The following is an 18,915-nucleotide window of genomic DNA, read 5'->3' on the forward strand; positions in this document are numbered from 1 at the left end:
TAGAGATATGGAAATTATTTTAAAACAAGATATTAAAGGCCTTGGTGAGAAAGATGATGTAGTTACAGTAAAGCCAGGTTATGGCCGTAACTATTTAATCCCTCAAGGATTTGGAGCATTGGCTACTTCTTCTGCTAAAAAAGTTTTAGCTGAAAACTTAAAGCAAGCTGCTTTTAAACAAGATAAAATTAAGAAAGATGCTGAAGGTGTTGCTGAGCGTTTAACTGATGTTAAACTTTCAATCGGTGCTAAAGCAGGCGAAAGCGGAAAAATCTTCGGAGCGGTTAACACCATCCAGATTGCTGAAGCATTAAAAGCACAAGGCTTTGATGTAGACCGTCGTCGCATCACTTTCGAAACTGAACCTAAATTTGTTGGCGAATATGTTGCTAACTTAAACTTACACAAAGAAGTTAAAGTTCAGGTTCCTTTCGAAGTAATCGCTGAATAAGCATTCTTTAAAGAATCAATAAAAAGTCCCGGTGAAAATCGGGACTTTTTTTATGCGCAAAAAAAAATTATGTGTTCACTTTTTATAAAAATATGAACATGTTGGCTTTATATGTTCAGTTATATTCGTAAATTCGTGATATGTTCAGTATTTCGGATATAATGAACATGACTTAATAATATGTTCATTATTTGAAACTAATTATAAAACGTGTTCAAATAATACATAAAAAATGAACGCTTATGGCATACGATAGATTACAACCTTACAACCAGCTGCCAAATCTGCCACCGCTAAATGATGTAGAGCAGGATGTTGATATCCTTAAAAAATTAGTAACGGCATCAAGAGTACTAGCAACAACCAACAGCAGCTTTCAGCGCTTACCTAACCCTACTATGCTGGTAAATACCATTGCGTTGCAGGAAGCGCAAACCTCAACCGCGATCGAAAATATATTTACAACTGAAGACGAATTATACAAAGCGGTATCTGAAACCTTGAATGAAGAAAATATTAAGCCCGCAACCAAGGAAGTATTACGCTACAGGGAAGCACTTTGGGAAGGGTATAAACTAATCCGTTCAAATGGAAAAATAGATACAGGTTGTGTTATTAACACATTCAGGCAGGTTAAAAATTCAACTGCAGGTTTTAGACCTCCGCAAAGTTTAACCGTAATCAAAAAAGGGCAAAGCGAATTTAAATCAGGGGAAGTTATATACACCCCTCCGAGGGGGACAGGTATAATTGAAGAAAAAATAGGGAATTTAATAGATTACCTGAACAACGATATTAAGTATCCAACCGATCCGCTTATCAAAATGTGTATCGCGCACTATCAGTTTGAGGCAATACATCCGTTTTTTGATGGGAATGGAAGAACCGGAAGGATTTTAAATTTGTTGTACCTGGTAAGTAAGCATTTATTGGATCAGCCTATACTATATCTTTCTAAATACATTATCCTTAACAAAGATGATTATTATTATCATTTAGGCACAGTAACACAAAGAGGTTTGTGGAAACCGTGGGTATTATATATGCTTGATGCAATAGAGAAGACCGCTGTGCTTACCAATCAATTGATTTTAAGTATTCTTAGTCAGATGGAAGCCACTTTGGTCCATGGTAAATCAAAAATGAAGTGGTACAGTAAAGAAGTTAATGAAGCTATCTTTAGTCAACCATATATCAAGCCAAAACTTATTGGCAATTTATTAGGAATTAGTTCAAGAACAACCCTTACCAAATATTTTAATGAACTAATGGATGCCAAAATATTAAGCAACATTAAAGACGGGAAAGAGGTATTCTACATTAATGATGATCTTATTCAGATCTTAAGAGGGTAATGGTGATGTTATGGATAATTAATTCTGTAAGTAGCTATTTCCAAGAAAAAGCCAAATTTTTCGGATGATGATCTTTTCAGTTGAAGAAGAAACCTATTATAGCATCAAATTAGCGTAAATCTCTGGGAAATCATTATTGATCTCCCAGAGGTATAGGTAATAATGAAATTGAGTTAACCCGTCTTCCATTATCCATCTCACATCATCCATCTCACTAGCCTTTAGGCGTAGTTGGTCTGATTTCTACCTTACTTGGTAAAGTTCTGGCTGGCATGGCTAAAAGATCAACAATCAGTTTACCCATGTCTTCCGGCTGGATTTTCCAGGCATCACTTTCGCTATCCGGTTGGTGATCATTAAAATGGCTTGCTACTGAACCAGGCATAATGGTACTCACTTTTACACCATACTTTCTTAAATCAAGCATCACAGATTGGGTAAATCCTGTTAAACCGAATTTACTTGCATTATAGGCCGAGCCTCCTGCGAAGAAATTAGTGCCCGCCAAGCTGGATATCGTAAAAATATGCCCTTGAGTTCTTTTTAGTTCGTCGACTGTGGCTTTGATGCTGTAAAAAACACCTGTTAAATTGGTATCAATGGTTTCCTTCCACAAATCAATATCTAACTCGTCAATAGGTGCAAAATGACCAATGCCTGCATTGGCAATCAATACATCCAATTGTCCCCATTTTTCCAGAATCAGCTTTACGGCATCCTGTTGAGAGTTAAAATTGGCAACATTGGCTTCAATGGCCAATACATCGCCATGAGCCACCAAATTGGCCGCTGCCTGGTTTGCACTCTCGATTGTTCTGCTGGTGATGGCTACTTTGTAACCTGCTTTTAAAAGGGCCTCGGCAATACCGTAACCTATTCCTTTACTTCCTCCTGTAATTAATGCAACTTTCATGTTCTTGTAACGTATGATATCGAAAAATGTTTATTTTGATTTTTGCTTGCCATTATGCGGCAGCTCCATGATCTGGATATCCTTAAAATCTACCGGCTGACCTTCACTTTGCAAGGCAATAAAACCTTCGGTAAGCGCTTTTCCATCGATTTTGATTTTTGGATCGTAGCGGTTGGCTACACCACCGCCGATCTGTGGTTTGCTATATTGTAAAACGGTATCACCATTGATAATGTGCGTAACCAGCGAATCGCCCATTACAATCAGCTCGGCTGATACCCATTGATCGCCATCATATGTTTTTGATTTAGAGTCTAAACAATGTCCATCATATAGTTTACCCTGATAAAAAATATCCGTACCTGGTGAACACATGTTACCTGTAGGCCGCGGGCGGCCATCGCTCAGGCCACCTAAAAACTGCATTTCGATCGAAATTGGCCAATCTTGTTCTTTCGGCATTGTTTTCGGATCCTGCGAATGGAACATTACACCGCTATTGCGCAGGGTATAACTTGGAGCACCTTTTTGCAGTTCGCCAACAAAGCGGTATTTCAGTTTAAGGTGATAATAAGAAAAGGGCGTTTTGTAATAAAGGTGGCCAAACTGGTCATTAAAATCACCGTATTGTTCATAACGCACTTGTATTGTACCATCAACCACCCTGAAAGTGTTTCCATAATTCACATTATAATCATGGTGATGGATTTTTACATTCCAATCTTTAATGTCCTTCCCGTTAAAAAGTGTAATCCATTTTTCTGAATTGTTATTGATGTTTTTCGTGCTGCTGCAGCCCCATAAAGTAAGAGCGAGAAGTAAATAGCTTAGTTTTTTCATTTGGTTAAAGTTGATTTTCCGGTCCGTTTAAAACGCTGAATCACAAAATACATAAACAAAGTGATTTTACTACACATTAAGGGTTTACCACGAGAATTTTGCATTTTAACTTTTTTAGAACGATATTTTTGATCAAAAAAAGAAATTATTCCTGCTAGCTGTATTTCCCATCTTCCATCCCTTTAATTATCTTTGGCCTATGGCGAAAACCGGGACAACCAGAACGAAAAGTAAAGCAAAACATCCGCTTTTAAAAAAAATCACCAATATTGCTACTAAGGTATTTTTATACTTTTTGCTGGTGTCTGTATTTTGGGTAATTGCACTGCGTTTCATTAACCCACCAATCACACTTTTAATGGTATTGCGTAACATTGAGCGTAAAGCCGATGGAAAGCCCTTTAAAACAGAGAAAAAGTGGGTGAAATTTGATGATATGTCCGACAATATGAAAAGGGCTGCGGTATCTGCCGAAGATCAGCTTTTTTTAAAACACATCGGCTTTGACATGAAAGCGATCGAGAAAGCCTTTGCAAGTAATGCTAAAGGCAAGAAAGTGAAAGGCGGAAGTACCATTTCGCAGCAAACAGCTAAAAACGTTTTTTTATGGCCCGGCCGGTCATGGATCAGGAAAGGCTTTGAAGCTTATTTTACTTTGCTGATCGAACTTTTCTGGAGCAAAGAAAGGATTCTGGAAGTTTATTTAAATGTAATTGAAATGGGCGATGGTATTTATGGTGCAGAAGCGGCTTCTCAGGAATATTATGGTAAATCGTGCACCAAACTCACTAAAAAACAGGCCGCTTTAATTGCATCCTGTTTTCCAAATCCAAGAAGATGGACGCCTAAAAATGCCACACCATACATCAGGCACCGCCAATACCTGATTTTAAGGAACATGAACAGGTTAGGACCGCTTGATTTTTAGTCAGCAGTCCAAAGTCCTTAGTCTATTATATTTATAAGCAGTAGACTTGGGACTCAAGACTAATCATGGTCTTTATTCCATCTGATCTTAATCCCGCCTTTTTCATCATCAACGGCCTTCAGGTGTAACACAATACCACGCATACGGGCTTCTCTTTTTTCAGCCTTGGTGAGGTTTTCATCGCCTTTAGGGTTTCTCAATGGAATATCCATCGCTACATTGGTTCCGGTGCCTAAAGCATAAGTTCCTTTAACGTTAAAGTTTAAAGCACTTGAGTTAACCTGCATCGGACTGATATCAACCTTATCACCTCTGATGTTAAGTGTTCCATCCAGGTTTTTGATTTCTACGTTTGATAAGTTTCTATTAGCAAAGGCAAATTTACCAACCTTTACCATTGGGTCGAAATTAACAAGGGCTGCATTGTTCAGGTTAAATACCACTTTTCCATTTATCGAGCGGGGAAGAATTTTACCGGTATGGGATATTCTGCCAGAAATGTTGACCAGTGAAGACAGGTAGCCTTTTATGTTCTTATTCGTGATGGTATTCTGTCCAAAATTATCAAAAGAATAAAAGAAATCCTTCACGCTTACATGGCTGATTTTCGAATTGATTTTAAAGCTGTTAGAAGCAGCTTCCTGCATGATATTCCCATCTAAAGATAACAAACCACCCGCATGGGCCACGCTTATTTTATTGAAAAATATTCCGCCGCCACGTAATGAAATATCTGCATCGAGGTTTTTGGCAGTAAAATTATCATAGATTGCTTTATCTACGGTTAAACGAATATTCATTTTGGAAAGTTCGAGTACATTGCTCAGTTCTTTTGAAACTACCCGTTTATTTCCACTTGATTTAGGTTTATTGCTAGATCTTGGACCTAAAAAAGGTAAAAATTCTTTTAAATACAACTGTGGACTAGTCATTTTTAAATTCACCAATATTTTGTCGGGTGCGGTATAATATAAATTGGCAAAGTTGGCGATGCTACAGCTTACATTCAGCTCGCTTTTACCCAGTTGGAAATGTCCGTTCTGGATCGATAAATCATTTTGGTTAAAGTTGATATTCAAGGCACTTTTTACCAAATGAAGTTTCCTTGGAATATAAAGAATATCAGCATCGGCAATCTGTATTTTACCTGAAACCACCGGTTTGGTGAACCTGAAATTATCGATATCGGCCTTGCAGTATAACCTTAAGTTGGCGGTTCCGTTTTTAAATTCGAAATCGTTGGTACCTAATGAATTGTTTAAGTTAGATAAGGGGAATTGAGAAGTTACCAGTCCTGTTGCGATGGGTTGGGAGAGGTTATTTACGGTAAAAGTATCGATTTTGAGGGGTGCATTAAAATATTTTGCGGTGAGTTTGTGAAATTTGATCGAAGAATTTTCATCACCGATAATGCCGCCAACAGTATCCCGGTTGGTAAATGATCCATCAAAATTACAGGCCGTTAATTTACCTGCGGGAATAGAAACGATATTATCGCGTACCATAATGCCCACTTTGATTAGCGGATCTCCGTATTTGCCAGATCCATCGTCAATGATATTTCCACGGATACTGATCGGTTTTTCAATGCCAAATTTTAAAAGTTTGGAAGAAATATTGGGCGAAAGCAGTAAAGCCACATCCCTGAATAAAATATCATCAACAGCGATGCTAATGGCAAAGGCAGATTTAGAAAGGTCTATCTTTGCACCTATTTTAAAAGGGTGACCACCGATATTTAATACTTCTGGTTTTAAAATTACGGCATCCGAATCGCGGCTATAATGTGCCAGTAAAGTCCCATTCAGGGTTTTGTCTTTCAAAAAGCTTCCTTTACGGGTATTAAAAGCAAAGCTGTTTACTTTAGTTGCCAGTTTGATTTTACCTGTCCAGCCGCTATCCGGATATTCCATCCTGCCCTGGATCTGGTCGATATCAAAATTGAACAGCTTAAACCTTTTTTTATTATCGAGTATTAAACTTACCTTATTAAAGTCTATTTTCTTTACCTCTAATGCGGAAGATTTCGGCGATGATTTTTTATCGGTTTTAGGTTTACTTTTAAAAATACTGGTGTTGCTGTAACCTGTAGAATCGGTATAGATGTATATCGCAGCATTGTTAATGGCGATCTGTTTGATATTAATGTTGCCTACAATAAGTGAGAGGACGTTTAATGATACATCAATATCCTGCGCTTTTAAAAGATCGTGTTTGTGCTGAGCCCATAAGCTATCCCTTAATAAAACGCCATTTAATGATACCGAAACGCCAGGAAAACTTTTTAAAAGTGTAGGCTCCATGCTGGTGGCCGTAATTTTTCCGTTTAAATTTTTATTGAGTTGCGAGAGGATAGAAGCCAGCACTTCTTTCTTATTACGGCTAATGTAAAATGCACCCGCCAGCCAGGTTAATATAATCAGGACAACTAAAACCGATACGATTTTTAAAGAGATTTTAAGCCAGCGCTTCATACACATTAGTTTGATTTAACCAATATAATGTTTTTTAAAGGCTAATTGTTTGGTTAGTAGTGAAAAATATCAGTATTAGCACCTTAAGTTTTAAAAGCCAGTTATTTTAAAAGTAATTCGAGATCGGGATGGTATTTTGAAGTTAAAAACTGTGAGCTGGTGAAATCGGCGAGGCGGTGTTTGTAGAAAGGGTTCTTCAGTTTGCTTTTAACCACAGATAAACACGGATTTATATCTGTGCGCATCCTTTTTATCTGTGGTTAAATTATATTTTACAACAGGTGCGCAAAAACAGTAGAATGCCAGCTGTTTTGAAAAGGAACTTCCCATTTGGTTTCCAGTTCAGCCAGGTTTTGTACCATGTTGTTAAACACAATGGTTTCTGGAGTTACCTGTTTAATATTAACCAAAGTTTCAAAATCTTCTTTGCTATTTACCACAACCTCATCGTTTACCTTATAAGCCATATTAAAACGGTTAAAAAGATCAACATGGTATTCTTGCTCAATTTCTTTAATTAACCGTACAGAGCTATCGATAGAGCAACCGGTTACGCCTGCCCGACTTTCATCAACGGTAAGAATAATGAAAAAACCATATCTGATTTCTGCTTTTGCAAGCAATTCGTTTCCGTGTGCTTTCCATTGATTGGTAAAAGCCGCTAATTTGTTCAGGATCTCATTTTCTTCTGTAGAAGTAAATTTGCGATCGCTTTGGTATATCCAAACTCTTGATTGTGGAGAAAAACTCATATACAAATTTATGATTTTAATTAATTTGCTGTGTTTAAAACGCTAACCTGATGAAAAAGTTTACATTCTGCTTGAAAATATCCCTTGTTTCGGCTTTTTGTGTGTTTTTATACGCTTTTTCCGATCCCGAACCTATGGAACAATATGTAGGCTACCTGCAAAAATCGCTCACTGATCATTACGATCCCGGTCAGGAAAGTGCTCAGATTAAACGTTATGAACTAAATGTTACCAACAATGGTTTTTGCCGTTACAAACGTTACTTTAATAATGGTAAAACGGAGTATTTCGCGTTTAAACTATCGAAATTTAAGGATATGGATTATTATGGTACGACGAATTCGGGTAAACTATATATCCACACCAAAGGCGACGATGTAATTGTGCAAACTTATAAGGATAGGGGAGGCGATGTAGACTCTATGGCTACGCAGATCATTATTCCGCTAAAAAATATGGAGGCAGAAGATTTAAACCTGATCAGGGATAACCTGGAGAAGATTGTTAAGCTGCCGCCAGCTGAAGTATCTAAAGCAGAAGTAAAATCTGAAGATTAGTTGCTGTTTATCTTCATCCCGACTGGAGCATCGCGGAATGGAGAGATCTATATATGTAGATCTCTCGACTACGTTTCACTCCACTCGAAATGACGAAACCGTAAGGGGATTTTCGTAAAAAAAAAATTACAACCCATTAGCCCTTGCCGTTATTTCAGCAATATCGAGCACTTTTACTTCCTGTTCTTTATCTTTTAATTTAATACCATCGCTTAGCATGGTCATGCAGAATGGACAGCCGGCTGCAATTACCTCTGGATTAGTTTCCAACGCTTCGTCAATGCGCTCTACATTGATGTCTTTATTTCCTTTTTCAGGTTCTTTAAACATCTGGGCACCACCAGCGCCACAACATAAGCCATTGCTTTTACAGCGTTTCATTTCGACCAGCTGTGCATCTAAAACTTCTAACGCTTTTCTTGGTGCTTCGTAAATGCCGTTTCCGCGGCCTAAATAACAAGGATCGTGGTAGGTGATTTTTTTGCCCTTAAAGCTTTCACCACCTTCAGCCTTTAGTTTGCCCTCGTTAATCAGGTCCTGGATTAATTGGGTATGGTGAATCACTTCATAAGTGCCGCCTAAGCCCGGATATTCGTTTTTAATGGTATTAAAACAGTGCGGACAGCCGGTTACTATTTTTTTAATGTTATAGGCATTCAGAACCTCAATATTGGTCATGGCCTGCATCTGAAAAAGGAATTCGTTACCAGCCCTTTTTGCCGGATCGCCGGTGCAGCTTTCTTCTGTTCCTAAAACAGCGTATTTTATACCTACATGATGTAAGATTTTACAGATGTCGCGGGTAATTTTTTGTGCCCGTTCGTCGTAACTTCCTGCACATCCAACCCAAAATAATATTTCCGGTTCTTCACCTGCGGCCATTAATTCGGCCATTGTAGGGACTTTAAATTCCATTTGTGTCGTATCTAGTACAAGTCTTTGGTGTTAAGTATCAAGACCTGCTGTCATTATTATTTTAATTCAATGCCAACTGAAAACTGTCAATTGCTAACTTTCCTGCGCCCAGTTAAAACGATCGGCTGGCGAGTATTTCCAGGGTGCCTGGTTGTTCTCTATGTTTCCTAACATGGCGTTTATACTGCCTGGCGCCTGCGATTCTTCCATCACGGCGTAACGGCGTAATTCCATAATGATTTGTAAAGGATCGATATTTACCGGACAGGCTTCCACGCAGGCATTACAGCTGGTACAGGCCCAGATTTCTTCTCTGGTAATATAATCGTCTAATAAGGCTTTGCCATCCTGATGTTCTGCGCCGTGTTTATCAATATTCTGGCCCACTTCTGTGATGCGATCGCGGGTATCCATCATAATTTTGCGTGGTGATAAAAGTTTGCCTGTAATATTTGCCGGACATACAGAAGTACACCGTCCACATTCGGTACAGGTATAAGCATTCATCAGGTTTACCCAGCTCAAATCAGTCACATCTTTTGCTCCAAATTTGCCAGGTTCGGTTTCTGCCGGAACAAATGAAGGATCGAGCATGGCTTTTACTTCATTGGTTACCGAAGCCATATTGGTAAACTCACCCTTTGGCTCCAGGTTAGAAAAATAAGTGTTTGGAAAGGCAAAAAGAATATGAAAATGTTTTGAATAAGGCAGGTAATTTAAGAAAGCCAGAATGCCAATAATGTGAAACCACCAGCAGCTTCGTTCTACAATTACCAGTGCGCCCTCTGTTGAAGGAAGGATGTTCATTAAATACTGGCTCACCGGGAAAGCGCCTGCGTTTACATAGTGGCTAACGCCTAAAAGCTGTAGTTTAGCATCGGCGGCATTCATGAGCAGGAAAGCACTCATTAATAAAATTTCGGTGATCAGGATGTAATTGGCATCAGATTTTGGCCAGCTTTTCATCTCTACCCCGCTGAAACGTTTAAGTTTAAGTATATTTCTGCGGATAAGAAAAATGGCGCAAGAAACCCAAACGGTAAAGGCGAGAATTTCAAAAGAAGCGATCAGGAAATTATATAGTCCACCTAAACCATTAAAAATGCGGTGTGTGCCAAATAAACCATCAATCATAATCTCCAATACTTCGATGTTTATGATTACAAAACCGATATAAACGAAAAAGTGAAGGAAGGCCGGGATAGGGCGCACCACCATTTTAGATTGACCAAAAGCCACACGAAGCATGGTGATTAACCTTTTTTGAGGCTGATCTTTACGATCAACGGCTTTGCCTAGCCGGATATTGCGAATTATTTTACGCAGGTTAACTGTAAACAGCGCACTTGCTGCAAGTGTAAGTACTAGAAAGAGGATCTGTGCCACCATGCAATATTAGATTGTTTACGCTAAATTAGGATATTAATCTTAAAAAAATACTATGCATGCATAAAAAAAACTATAAAATTATTTGTTTGTATTCATTCTAAGCAACAATTGAAGCGTATTTAGTGCTTGATAAAAAATTAATTAATTGATAATCAGAGTAACACTGAAATAATTAAAAAAAAGTTTTGCTTTTGAAAAAAGAACACTACATTTGCAATCCCAAACGGATGGTGCCATAGCTCAGTCGGTAGAGCAAAGGACTGAAAATCCTTGTGTCCCTGGTTCGAATCCAGGTGGCACCACTTCCAAAAGCCTTACAGAAATGTGAGGCTTTTTTGGTTTTATGGCATTTTTGCTGGAACCACATGAGCTGAATCTATCTGAAACAGTTTAGCATGGTTTAGATATTGTTCATCACCTAAGATCATCTAAGTTGCATGGTGTGGTTAGAAGCCTTAATAATTTATAGCAGCGTAAAAAGCAAGTAGTGAGATGCCTTATTTACAAACGATATCAAATAAAATGAAAATATTTTTCTAATATATCTTTCTGCTTATCAAAAAGATGGCCTTGTTTGGTTGCATTTGAAGGAAAAAAACTGAAATCCTTTTTTGGAATTGAGAAAAAGAACACTACATTTGCAATCCCAAACGGATGGTGCCATAGCTCAGTCGGTAGAGCAAAGGACTGAAAATCCTTGTGTCCCTGGTTCGAATCCAGGTGGCACCACTTCCAAAAGCCTTTCAGAAATGAAAGGCTTTTTTGGTTTAAGATATTTTCTTTAAGAAAATGTGGGTTCTATTTAGGATCAGTTACAAAATCTTTGGACTAAGCAAATAATCTTGTTAACCTAAAGAGGAAAAAATTAATATCTCCAACTCCTCTATTTACAGATCTTATGTTTCAATATGGTCATGTGCTTTTTCTGCCATTTCTTTTACTTTATCCAAAGCCTTTGGCCAGGTTTTTTCGAAATATTCAAGCCATTCCTTGGTAATATCCATATCGATTAAAAGTTCGGTTTTACCTTCTTTTTCGTGTAGCGTATAGTTCTCGAGCGATTCGCCCCAATCGTGCAGGTTTTCTTTTCCGTCTTTTATCTCGCCAATATGTTTAACAGACATGTAATAGTTAGGGATGTTTTCTTTAATAACGGCAACCATTCCATCTCCTTTGCCATCATGAAACAGGGCTCTGCTTCCCTTTTGCCAGTCGGTATCTACCTGCGATCCTTCCGCAAAAACAGTTGTCCATTGAGGGTAGGTTTTTACTCCGAAAAGTACATTCCATACTTTTTCTGCTGAGGCATTAATGGTTGTTTTAAATTCAATTTTTTCCATGTTTCCTTTTATTTAGTTTTCCATTAGGTTTACCCAGGCTTTAACAGCCTTTTTTAGTCCTGTTGCGTGTTGATCTACATCTGCCATATTATAAAATTTGGCATAAGCTTTTCCTTTGGTCTGTTCTTCCAAAAATCCGAAACCATCATTTAATAACGATGCTTTATGGAAAACAACCATTACATAATTTTTGATTTTTGGGTTTATGCTGGCCATATCTTCCTTAAATTTAAAACTTGGCCCTCCCCATTTAATATCACTTTCTATTTTTGGGTCGGCAGCAGTAATAATGGAAATTACTTTCTCCATTTCTTTTTTTAGGGGATGCTCTAACTTATCCATAAAGGTGTTCATTTTGCTAATGCTCATAAGGCCTGAATTTTATAAAGTAAAATTGCAAAGTGTACCAATATATAAAGCGGTGTAAAGGCGACAACTTACAGGGGCTGGAAGGACTAATTTTTTTATGATTTTTTAATATAATTAAAGTAATTTAATCGATAGATTTACCTGATTGGACGGTACATCTATATGCCTGCACAATATTTTACCTTATATTTAGTTGAATGGTAAATAAAAGTTTATTTTCAAACAACTTAACCTTTAATCTACACGTATATAAGTACATAATGCCACAAAACCTATGAAAAATAACAGATTTACCCACCTGATCTTGTTGGGTTTTTTAATTTTGGGTGTAATTCCTGCCTGCAAAAAAAACAGCATAACGCCCGAAGAACCGGTTACGCCAACTACCCCAAGTGGCACCCGGGATGAACTAACGAAGGATTCGATCTTTTTATACGGTAAGGAACTGTATTACTGGAATACCTCATTACCAACTTATGAGGGTTTTAATCCGCGTAATTTTAGTTCGAACGAGGCAGAGCTTTATGCCATGACGCAGTATTCTAATGATCCGTTAACAGGTAAGCCCTACGAATATGTAAGCAGCACACCTGGAGAACCTAAATATTCGTTTTTTGATTATTCCGCAGCTGCCACAGGTAAAACCGGTGCGTTAAAAGCTGATGTGAACGGCTCGGCCAATGATTATGGTTTTTCGGTAAGTTATAATACAGAAACAGATTTAAGGGTAAAATATGTATATCCAAATTCACCTGCAGCCCAACAAGGTTTAACGCGTGGCTGTAGGATAACGAGTGTAAACGGAAGGGGAGACCTCACTTATAATAAAACCAGTATTGATTTTTTAAATAATGCCATTTTTGGTAGCAATCCGAGTATCAACCTGGCATTTAATGATATCAATGGTAATCCGAAAACAGCTGTTGTGATCAGTAAACTTTATACGGTTAATCCTATTTTATATACCAATACTTATACGGTTGGTACAAAAAAGGTGGGTTATATTGTTTTTAACAGTTTTACCAATAACGCATCTGCAGCTTTGAATACGGCCTTTGCTAACTTTGCCACGGCGGGTGTAACCGAACTGGTTGTTGATTTACGTTACAATGGTGGTGGTTATGTATCAACAGCCACACAGATTATCAATTTGGCAGCTCCGGCAGCACAAACGGGTAATACCATGTTTACTTCTTATTATAACAATTACCTGCAATCGATTACTACGGCGCAGCGTAAAGCCTCTGTATTAGCCCACCAGCCATTGCTTGATGATGAAGGAAAACTGCAAACTTTTACCAATGGGGTAAATAAAAAATATGCCACCTATGCAGATTATGATTATTCGCCTACAGCGAAAGATAATGTTGAAAAATTTGCAAAATCAGGTACGTTGACCCTTAGCAGAATTTATTTTCTGGTTACAGGATCTACCGCATCAGCAAGTGAGCTAACGATTAACAGTTTGAAACCGGTAATGGATGTAAAGTTGATTGGTAGCACCACTTACGGGAAACCGGTTGGCTTTTTCCCGATCAGGATTGATAAAGTGGACATGTATATTCCGGAGTTTGAAACCAAAAACCAAAACGGAGTTGGTGGTTATTATGCAGGTTTAACTGTTGATAAATCATCATTCGAGGATTTGACCAAGGCTTTTGGAGATGAGACTGAAACCCTTTTGGGTTATGCATTATTATATGCCAGAACAGGAAGTTTTATCACTACAGCAGCGAAAACAGCAAGTTTAAGCGCAACCTCCACCATTATGCCTGCAAAATTATCGGCAGAAGAACTTAAATCAGTTGGTGAACGTTTAGATCCTCATGGATTTAAAGGAATGGTGATGACGCCGAATAAAAAGTTTTAGTAAAATTGATATCAAAAAAGCCCGGTCAACACCATTAAGTTGATCGGGCTTTTTTTTGTGAAGGGAGGAATGTAAATCCCGAATTGCGGTATTTAATCTTCTCTAACTGCGTCGACCATTGCTTTACAACAATATTTTGCTGCTAATATCTTTATTGATGGTAATATAACCTGGGTATTTTACCGGTGTATTGCCCAGCATAAAGGTTGGTTTAATTTTTATGGTTAATAAGCCTAATTTTTCATCTTTGGATGATGAACCTTTTTGGGCTGCTTTAATAATATCGTTAAAAACATTTCCGTTTGATATCAATCCATAAATATTACTCACCAGCTGTACCGGAACGGTTACCGTTTGACCTTGTGCAATGCTTACATTCTGGTTAACTAATCCTTCGGCCAGATCGGTATTATTTACCAGTATTTTATATTCAAACTGATTGATTGCCGCTAAAGAGCTGGATGGATTGGTGATTTCTAAATTTAAATTGGCCCTTAACGGAATATCTTTTCTTAACAAACCTAAAGCTACACCTGGCAAACTGGTTAAGCTAAAGCTCTGCTGATCCATTAATTTTTTTACATCTGTACCTGCAATAGAGATATTTTGAACGTTAGTAATCTTATAAGTGCAATTTTCTAAAGCCTTTATCTGTTGCGCCTGTTTGTTAATGCCACAACCAAATATGGTTGTTACGGTAAATAGGCAAATCATTAGTGTGTTTTTCATGTTAATCATAACGCCAAATTACTAAAACTATTTCAGATGGGTAGGGTTAATTGTTCCATTGCTAAATTGTTGAGCATGGTTAATCGGTAATTGTTTAAACTGGTTAACTGGAGATAAGAACCTATTGTTGAATTGTTAATATACTAATCCGCAATTAACCAGTTAACCAACTCTACCCAATTTATACATTTAACCTTTATCCTTATCTTTGGCAAAAAAATAAATCAACATGGCCCTTACCGTTAGAAAGATAGAAAAAGCAGATAATAAAGCGACCGCAGAGATGATCAGGACAATTTTAAGGGAGTTTAAAATTGATAAACCAGGCACCGTTTATACCGACCCGACAACTGATGATTTATTTACGCTTTTCGAACATTCGGGATCAACCTATTGGCTTGCTGAAGAAGACGGAGTAATTATTGGTGGCTGCGGCATTTACCCTACCGAAGGTTTGCCTGAAGGTTGTGTGGAGCTGGTAAAGCTTTATACCTCTGCAGCCTCTCGTGGAAAAGGCATTGGTAAATTATTAATGGAGAAAAGTATCGAATCGGCTCAGCATTTTGGGTATAATGAAATGTATTTAGAATCGTTTCCCGAACTTACTACGGCAATTTCTATGTATGAAAAAGCAGGGTTTAAAAAACTTTCGGCGCCATTGGGCAATTCAGGCCATTTTGCTTGTAACGTTTGGATGTTGTTGGTATTGTAATCAAATTAATTACCCATGATGAGAAATTTAATCGCAGCGTAAGTTTAGTGTAGGTTAAACGTCATATCAACTTTAATAAAGTAGAGTTGGAGTTAATAAAGATAATTTTGCAGCATAAATTTTATCCCGTTAGTGTATGGCTGATCAATCATTAAAAAATATACCTTATTCTGTACTCGATCTTGCAACTGTTTTAGATGGTTATACCGCAGCTGATACCTTTAAAACCAGCCTGGATTTAGCCCAACAATCTGAAAGTTTAGGTTATAAGCGTTATTGGTTTGCAGAACACCATAATATGGCAGGTGTGGCCAGTTCGGCTACTGCTGTGCTTATCGGTTTCATTGCCGGGGGTACAAAAAGTATCCGTGTAGGTTCTGGTGGTATTATGTTACCAAACCATGCACCTTTAATTGTTGCCGAGCAGTTTGGTACATTGGCTTCACTTTACCCTAATCGTATTGATTTGGGTTTGGGCAGGGCACCAGGAACGGATCAGGTTACAGCGATGGCTATTCGTGGTGAAAATTTTAATGCCGCGCATAATTTTCCAAAAGATATAGAAAGGTTACAACAGCTGTTTTCGGCTTCCAATAATCGTGCAAGCGTAAGGGCCATTCCGGGTGAAGGATTGGATATTCCAATCTGGGTTTTAGGTTCGAGTACGGATAGTGCCCGTTTAGCTGCAGAAAAAGGCTTGCCTTATGCTTTTGCGAGTCATTTTGCACCTACCTATTTCGAGCAGGCCATTTCCATTTACCGGAATAACTTTAAGCCATCAGCCTTTTTACAGGAACCTTATGTAATGGCCTGTGTAAATGTGGTTGCTGCTGATACAGATGAAGAAGCCGAACGTTTGTCGAGTTCTGTAAAACGTATGTTTTTAGGCGTAATTACAGGTAAAAGAGAATTGTTAAAACCCGCAATAGATGATATTAACCTGTATTGGGACCGCATGGAAAAAGAAGCGGTAGAGCAGATGTTGTATTACTCATTCATCGGCAGCGCCGAAACCATTAAAGAAAATTTAACTGCTTTTGTTGATACTTATGGGGTAAATGAGGTAATGAGCACTTCGCATATTTACGATCATCAGGCTAAATTGCATTCGAATAAGATTTTTGCAGGGCTGTTTGGGTAAACGATGGGCTTTAATTGTTAAATAATGCTACCCAATTTGTCGTCATTATAAGGAATAATTTATTGAATAAAAGTCAATATTATTGAAAGAAGAATCCTAGCGCAACGGTTAGGCGTCCAAATTCGTCATTGCGAGGACGAAGCAATCTTACGATCGCTACCTTGCGTGCACATTAAGATTGCTTCGTGCCTCGCAATGACGAAACTTTTTATCGATAATTTGTTTCCCGCGGATATCGCTGATGGGCGCAGAATCGAGTCCATTTTCCATTATTAACCACTGAGTTCACAGAGAAAAGATCACAGAGAAACACAGAGCCCTTTTGATATAAAATTTGTGGCAATCTCTTTAAATCAGCGGAACACTAATTGCTTAATTTTCTCCCGCAGATATCGTTGATCACCGCAGAATTTGATTCCATCTTCGATTTTACATTTTCCCTCTACCATCATTAATTATCGCTTATTTTTTACCACCCAAACCTCCGACTTCAGACCTCTGACTTTCGGACTTATTCCACATCCATTACCTACTCTTTAAGATTTATTAATAATAAGGGAATATTGGGCTGCTAGCTTTGCGGCGAATAAAACAGCATCCCTTGAGCGAAACCCTACTTTCATCTTTACAGTGCGGAAGCCACCAGGCTATGGAAGAAATTTACCAGGTTTATTGGGAAGGTGTTTTTGACGCTGCGCTGAAAAAAACCGGTGATGAAGCCATTGCGCAGGATATTACACAGGAGATTTTTATTTCCCTTTGGGAAAACCATAAAACGATTAAGCTATCCGGAAGTCTTGTTGCCTACCTGCATGGTGCGGTAAAATATAAGGTAATTAATTATTTCAGGTCCGGGAACCTTAAAGAGCAGCATCAAACTGCCCTCACTGCTTTAATGGACGAACAACATAGCGCCGCTGCAGATGATAAACTTATTTTAAAAGAACTTCATCTTGAAGTAGACGCTGCCATTGCCTTATTACCTGAAAAAATGCAACAGGTTTTCTCCATGAGCAGAAAACAGGAAAAATCCATCAAAGAAATAGCCTCAGAACTGGATATTTCGGTGCAAACGGTGAAAAACCAGATCTCTGCAGCGCTAAAAATCCTCAAAAAAAGTCTTTCCTACATCCTGTTAATTGCTGCTTTGATCGGCTTAACATAAAGTTAATTTACAGATAACATTTTTGGTTAGTACCTCTTTGCTTTTAAACTGACATGTATTTAAATGACAGAAGAACAGGCAAAGGAACTGCTGCAGAAATATCTCGATCAGCAGGCAAATCCCGAAGAACAAAAAATAGTTGAGGAGTGGTATGCCACGCTCCAGGCAAAGAATATTGTATTGCCGGCCGATCAAAAAGCGGAAATAGGACAACAGATGTTTATTCAACTGAAGGCCGCAATGTACAAGGAGCCAAAGAGGATTAAGGTAATTAAACTTCAAACTTTTGGTAAGATTGCAGCGGCGGTACTCATTGTAATAAGTATGGGACTATCGGTATGGAAAATCAGCAATCAGACAAAACCTGCAGGAAATCAGGTTACCATCATTACCGGAGTAAAAGAGCAGAAACGCATCACCTTATCTGATGGTTCGGTAGTATTGCTTGGTCCGGCTGCAAAATTGTGCTATCCAAAAGCATTTGCTTCAAATAACCGGCAGATTGAGTTAAAAGAGGGAGAAGCCTTTTTTGATATTGCGCACCAGGAGAAAAGACCTTTTACGGTGCATACAGCCTCAGGAATAGATATCAGGGTTTTAGGAACTTCTTTTAAGGTTAAATCTTACCGGGCCAGTAAACAGTTCGAAGTGGCCGTAGTTACGGGTAAAGTTGCCGTGAGCAACAAGAATGGGAAGCTGGGGACGCTGGTTAAAGATGAAATTTTAACTTATGATAAAAGCGTTGGCCGTGCTGCCATTGGTAAAATAAAAGCGCTTGCTTTTGTTGAGTTTGCTTTTGATGGCGCAACGCTGGAGCAGGTTATCAACAAGCTTCAATATACCTATAGCATTAAAATTTTGCTGAATGATGTTACGCTGGCTAAACTTAAAACCACTGCTTCTTTCAGCAGCAGGCAATCGCCTGAGGAGATTCTGGATATTATCTGCAGTCTCCACCACCTCAAGTTCAATACCTCAAAAAATCCTAAAACATTTAATATATACAGATGAGATA

At 38.2% G+C, this 18,915-nt stretch carries 18 protein-coding genes and 2 tRNA genes; 11 read left to right on the forward strand and 9 right to left on the reverse strand.

From position 1 onward, the window contains the following. Positions 1 to 7: 7 nt before the first annotated feature. Together rplI and R2R28_RS06595 are read left to right on the forward strand one after the other, a co-directional pair. Positions 8 to 451, forward strand: coding sequence for a 50S ribosomal protein L9 (gene rplI / locus R2R28_RS06590; RefSeq protein ID WP_025144599.1), 444 nt, complete (start codon positions 8 to 10; stop codon positions 449 to 451). Between the two features lie 242 nt (positions 452 to 693). Next, positions 694 to 1,806: a Fic family protein gene (locus R2R28_RS06595; protein ID WP_316824915.1), complete on the forward strand. Its 1,113-nt coding sequence runs from the start codon at positions 694 to 696 to the stop codon at positions 1,804 to 1,806. A gap of 214 nt (positions 1,807 to 2,020) precedes the next feature. Here R2R28_RS06595 and R2R28_RS06600 read toward each other — a convergent pair whose 3' ends face one another. Then, positions 2,021 to 2,719 carry an SDR family oxidoreductase gene (locus tag R2R28_RS06600; protein ID WP_316824916.1) on the reverse strand — a complete coding sequence of 233 codons (699 nt, stop codon included), beginning with the start codon at positions 2,717 to 2,719 and terminating at the stop codon, positions 2,021 to 2,023. A gap of 30 nt (positions 2,720 to 2,749) precedes the next feature. Further along, the gene (locus R2R28_RS06605; RefSeq protein ID WP_316824917.1) at positions 2,750 to 3,559 is read right to left on the reverse strand and encodes a DUF1080 domain-containing protein; all 810 of its coding nucleotides are present in this window, start codon (positions 3,557 to 3,559) and stop codon (positions 2,750 to 2,752) included. A 199-nt stretch (positions 3,560 to 3,758) separates the two neighbouring features. Here R2R28_RS06605 and mtgA point away from each other — a divergent pair, with 199 nt between their 5' ends. After that, positions 3,759 to 4,487: a monofunctional biosynthetic peptidoglycan transglycosylase gene (gene mtgA / locus R2R28_RS06610; protein ID WP_316824918.1), complete on the forward strand. Its 729-nt coding sequence runs from the start codon at positions 3,759 to 3,761 to the stop codon at positions 4,485 to 4,487. Positions 4,488 to 4,546: 59 nt separating this feature from the next. Here mtgA and R2R28_RS06615 read toward each other — a convergent pair whose 3' ends face one another. Then, positions 4,547 to 6,961, reverse strand: coding sequence for an AsmA-like C-terminal region-containing protein (locus R2R28_RS06615; protein ID WP_316824919.1), 2,415 nt, complete (start codon positions 6,959 to 6,961; stop codon positions 4,547 to 4,549). Between the two features lie 272 nt (positions 6,962 to 7,233). Continuing rightward, entirely contained in the window at positions 7,234 to 7,713 is a 480-nt protein-coding gene (locus R2R28_RS06620; RefSeq protein WP_316824920.1) for an ABC transporter ATPase, read from the reverse strand. Positions 7,714 to 7,763: 50 nt separating this feature from the next. Between R2R28_RS06620 and R2R28_RS06625 the strand changes: the two genes are divergently transcribed. Beyond that, on the forward strand, positions 7,764 to 8,270 hold the full coding sequence (locus tag R2R28_RS06625; RefSeq protein WP_316824921.1) for a hypothetical protein: 507 nt from the start codon (positions 7,764 to 7,766) through the stop codon (positions 8,268 to 8,270). 126 nt (positions 8,271 to 8,396) lie between these two features. Here R2R28_RS06625 and R2R28_RS06630 read toward each other — a convergent pair whose 3' ends face one another. Continuing rightward, positions 8,397 to 9,185: a (Fe-S)-binding protein gene (locus tag R2R28_RS06630; RefSeq protein WP_316803965.1), complete on the reverse strand. Its 789-nt coding sequence runs from the start codon at positions 9,183 to 9,185 to the stop codon at positions 8,397 to 8,399. Between the two features lie 93 nt (positions 9,186 to 9,278). After that, a complete protein-coding gene (locus R2R28_RS06635) occupies positions 9,279 to 10,574 on the reverse strand; it encodes a (Fe-S)-binding protein (protein WP_316824922.1) in 1,296 nt (431 codons plus the stop codon). A 229-nt stretch (positions 10,575 to 10,803) separates the two neighbouring features. Here R2R28_RS06635 and R2R28_RS06640 point away from each other — a divergent pair. Next, a tRNA-Phe gene (locus R2R28_RS06640) sits at positions 10,804 to 10,876 on the forward strand. A gap of 354 nt (positions 10,877 to 11,230) precedes the next feature. Next, positions 11,231 to 11,303, forward strand: a tRNA-Phe gene (locus R2R28_RS06645). Positions 11,304 to 11,470: 167 nt separating this feature from the next. Here R2R28_RS06645 and R2R28_RS06650 read toward each other — a convergent pair. Then, positions 11,471 to 11,914, reverse strand: a complete 444-nt coding sequence (locus tag R2R28_RS06650; RefSeq protein ID WP_316824923.1) for an SRPBCC domain-containing protein — start codon at positions 11,912 to 11,914, stop codon at positions 11,471 to 11,473. Between the two features lie 12 nt (positions 11,915 to 11,926). After that, on the reverse strand, positions 11,927 to 12,283 hold the full coding sequence (locus R2R28_RS06655) for a DUF1801 domain-containing protein (RefSeq protein ID WP_316824924.1): 357 nt from the start codon (positions 12,281 to 12,283) through the stop codon (positions 11,927 to 11,929). Positions 12,284 to 12,557: 274 nt separating this feature from the next. On the opposite strand from R2R28_RS06655, the gene R2R28_RS06660 reads away from it, so the two are divergent. Further along, positions 12,558 to 14,153 (forward strand): S41 family peptidase, encoded by a 1,596-nt coding sequence (locus R2R28_RS06660; RefSeq protein WP_316824925.1) that lies wholly within the window; start codon positions 12,558 to 12,560, stop codon positions 14,151 to 14,153. Between the two features lie 123 nt (positions 14,154 to 14,276). Here the strand turns inward: R2R28_RS06660 and R2R28_RS06665 are convergent, their stop codons facing one another. Next, complete coding sequence (locus R2R28_RS06665) at positions 14,277 to 14,882, reverse strand: hypothetical protein (protein ID WP_316824926.1); 606 nt, start codon at positions 14,880 to 14,882, stop codon at positions 14,277 to 14,279. 229 nt (positions 14,883 to 15,111) lie between these two features. Between R2R28_RS06665 and R2R28_RS06670 the strand changes: the two genes are divergently transcribed. The 4 genes from R2R28_RS06670 to R2R28_RS06685 all read left to right on the forward strand — a co-directional run bounded on the left by R2R28_RS06670 (position 15,112) and on the right by R2R28_RS06685 (position 18,911). Next, complete coding sequence (locus tag R2R28_RS06670; protein ID WP_316824927.1) at positions 15,112 to 15,594, forward strand: GNAT family N-acetyltransferase; 483 nt, start codon at positions 15,112 to 15,114, stop codon at positions 15,592 to 15,594. Positions 15,595 to 15,730: 136 nt separating this feature from the next. Beyond that, positions 15,731 to 16,735, forward strand: coding sequence for an LLM class flavin-dependent oxidoreductase (locus R2R28_RS06675; protein ID WP_316824928.1), 1,005 nt, complete (start codon positions 15,731 to 15,733; stop codon positions 16,733 to 16,735). Between the two features lie 601 nt (positions 16,736 to 17,336). After that, on the forward strand, positions 17,337 to 17,900 hold the full coding sequence (locus R2R28_RS06680; protein ID WP_316824929.1) for an RNA polymerase sigma-70 factor: 564 nt from the start codon (positions 17,337 to 17,339) through the stop codon (positions 17,898 to 17,900). Positions 17,901 to 17,963: 63 nt separating this feature from the next. Continuing rightward, entirely contained in the window at positions 17,964 to 18,911 is a 948-nt protein-coding gene (locus tag R2R28_RS06685; protein ID WP_316824930.1) for a FecR family protein, read from the forward strand. Positions 18,912 to 18,915: the final 4 nt, after the last annotated feature.

The organism is Pedobacter miscanthi (assembly GCF_032678605.1).
Taxonomy (GTDB): Bacteria; Bacteroidota; Bacteroidia; order Sphingobacteriales; family Sphingobacteriaceae; genus Pedobacter; species Pedobacter miscanthi_A.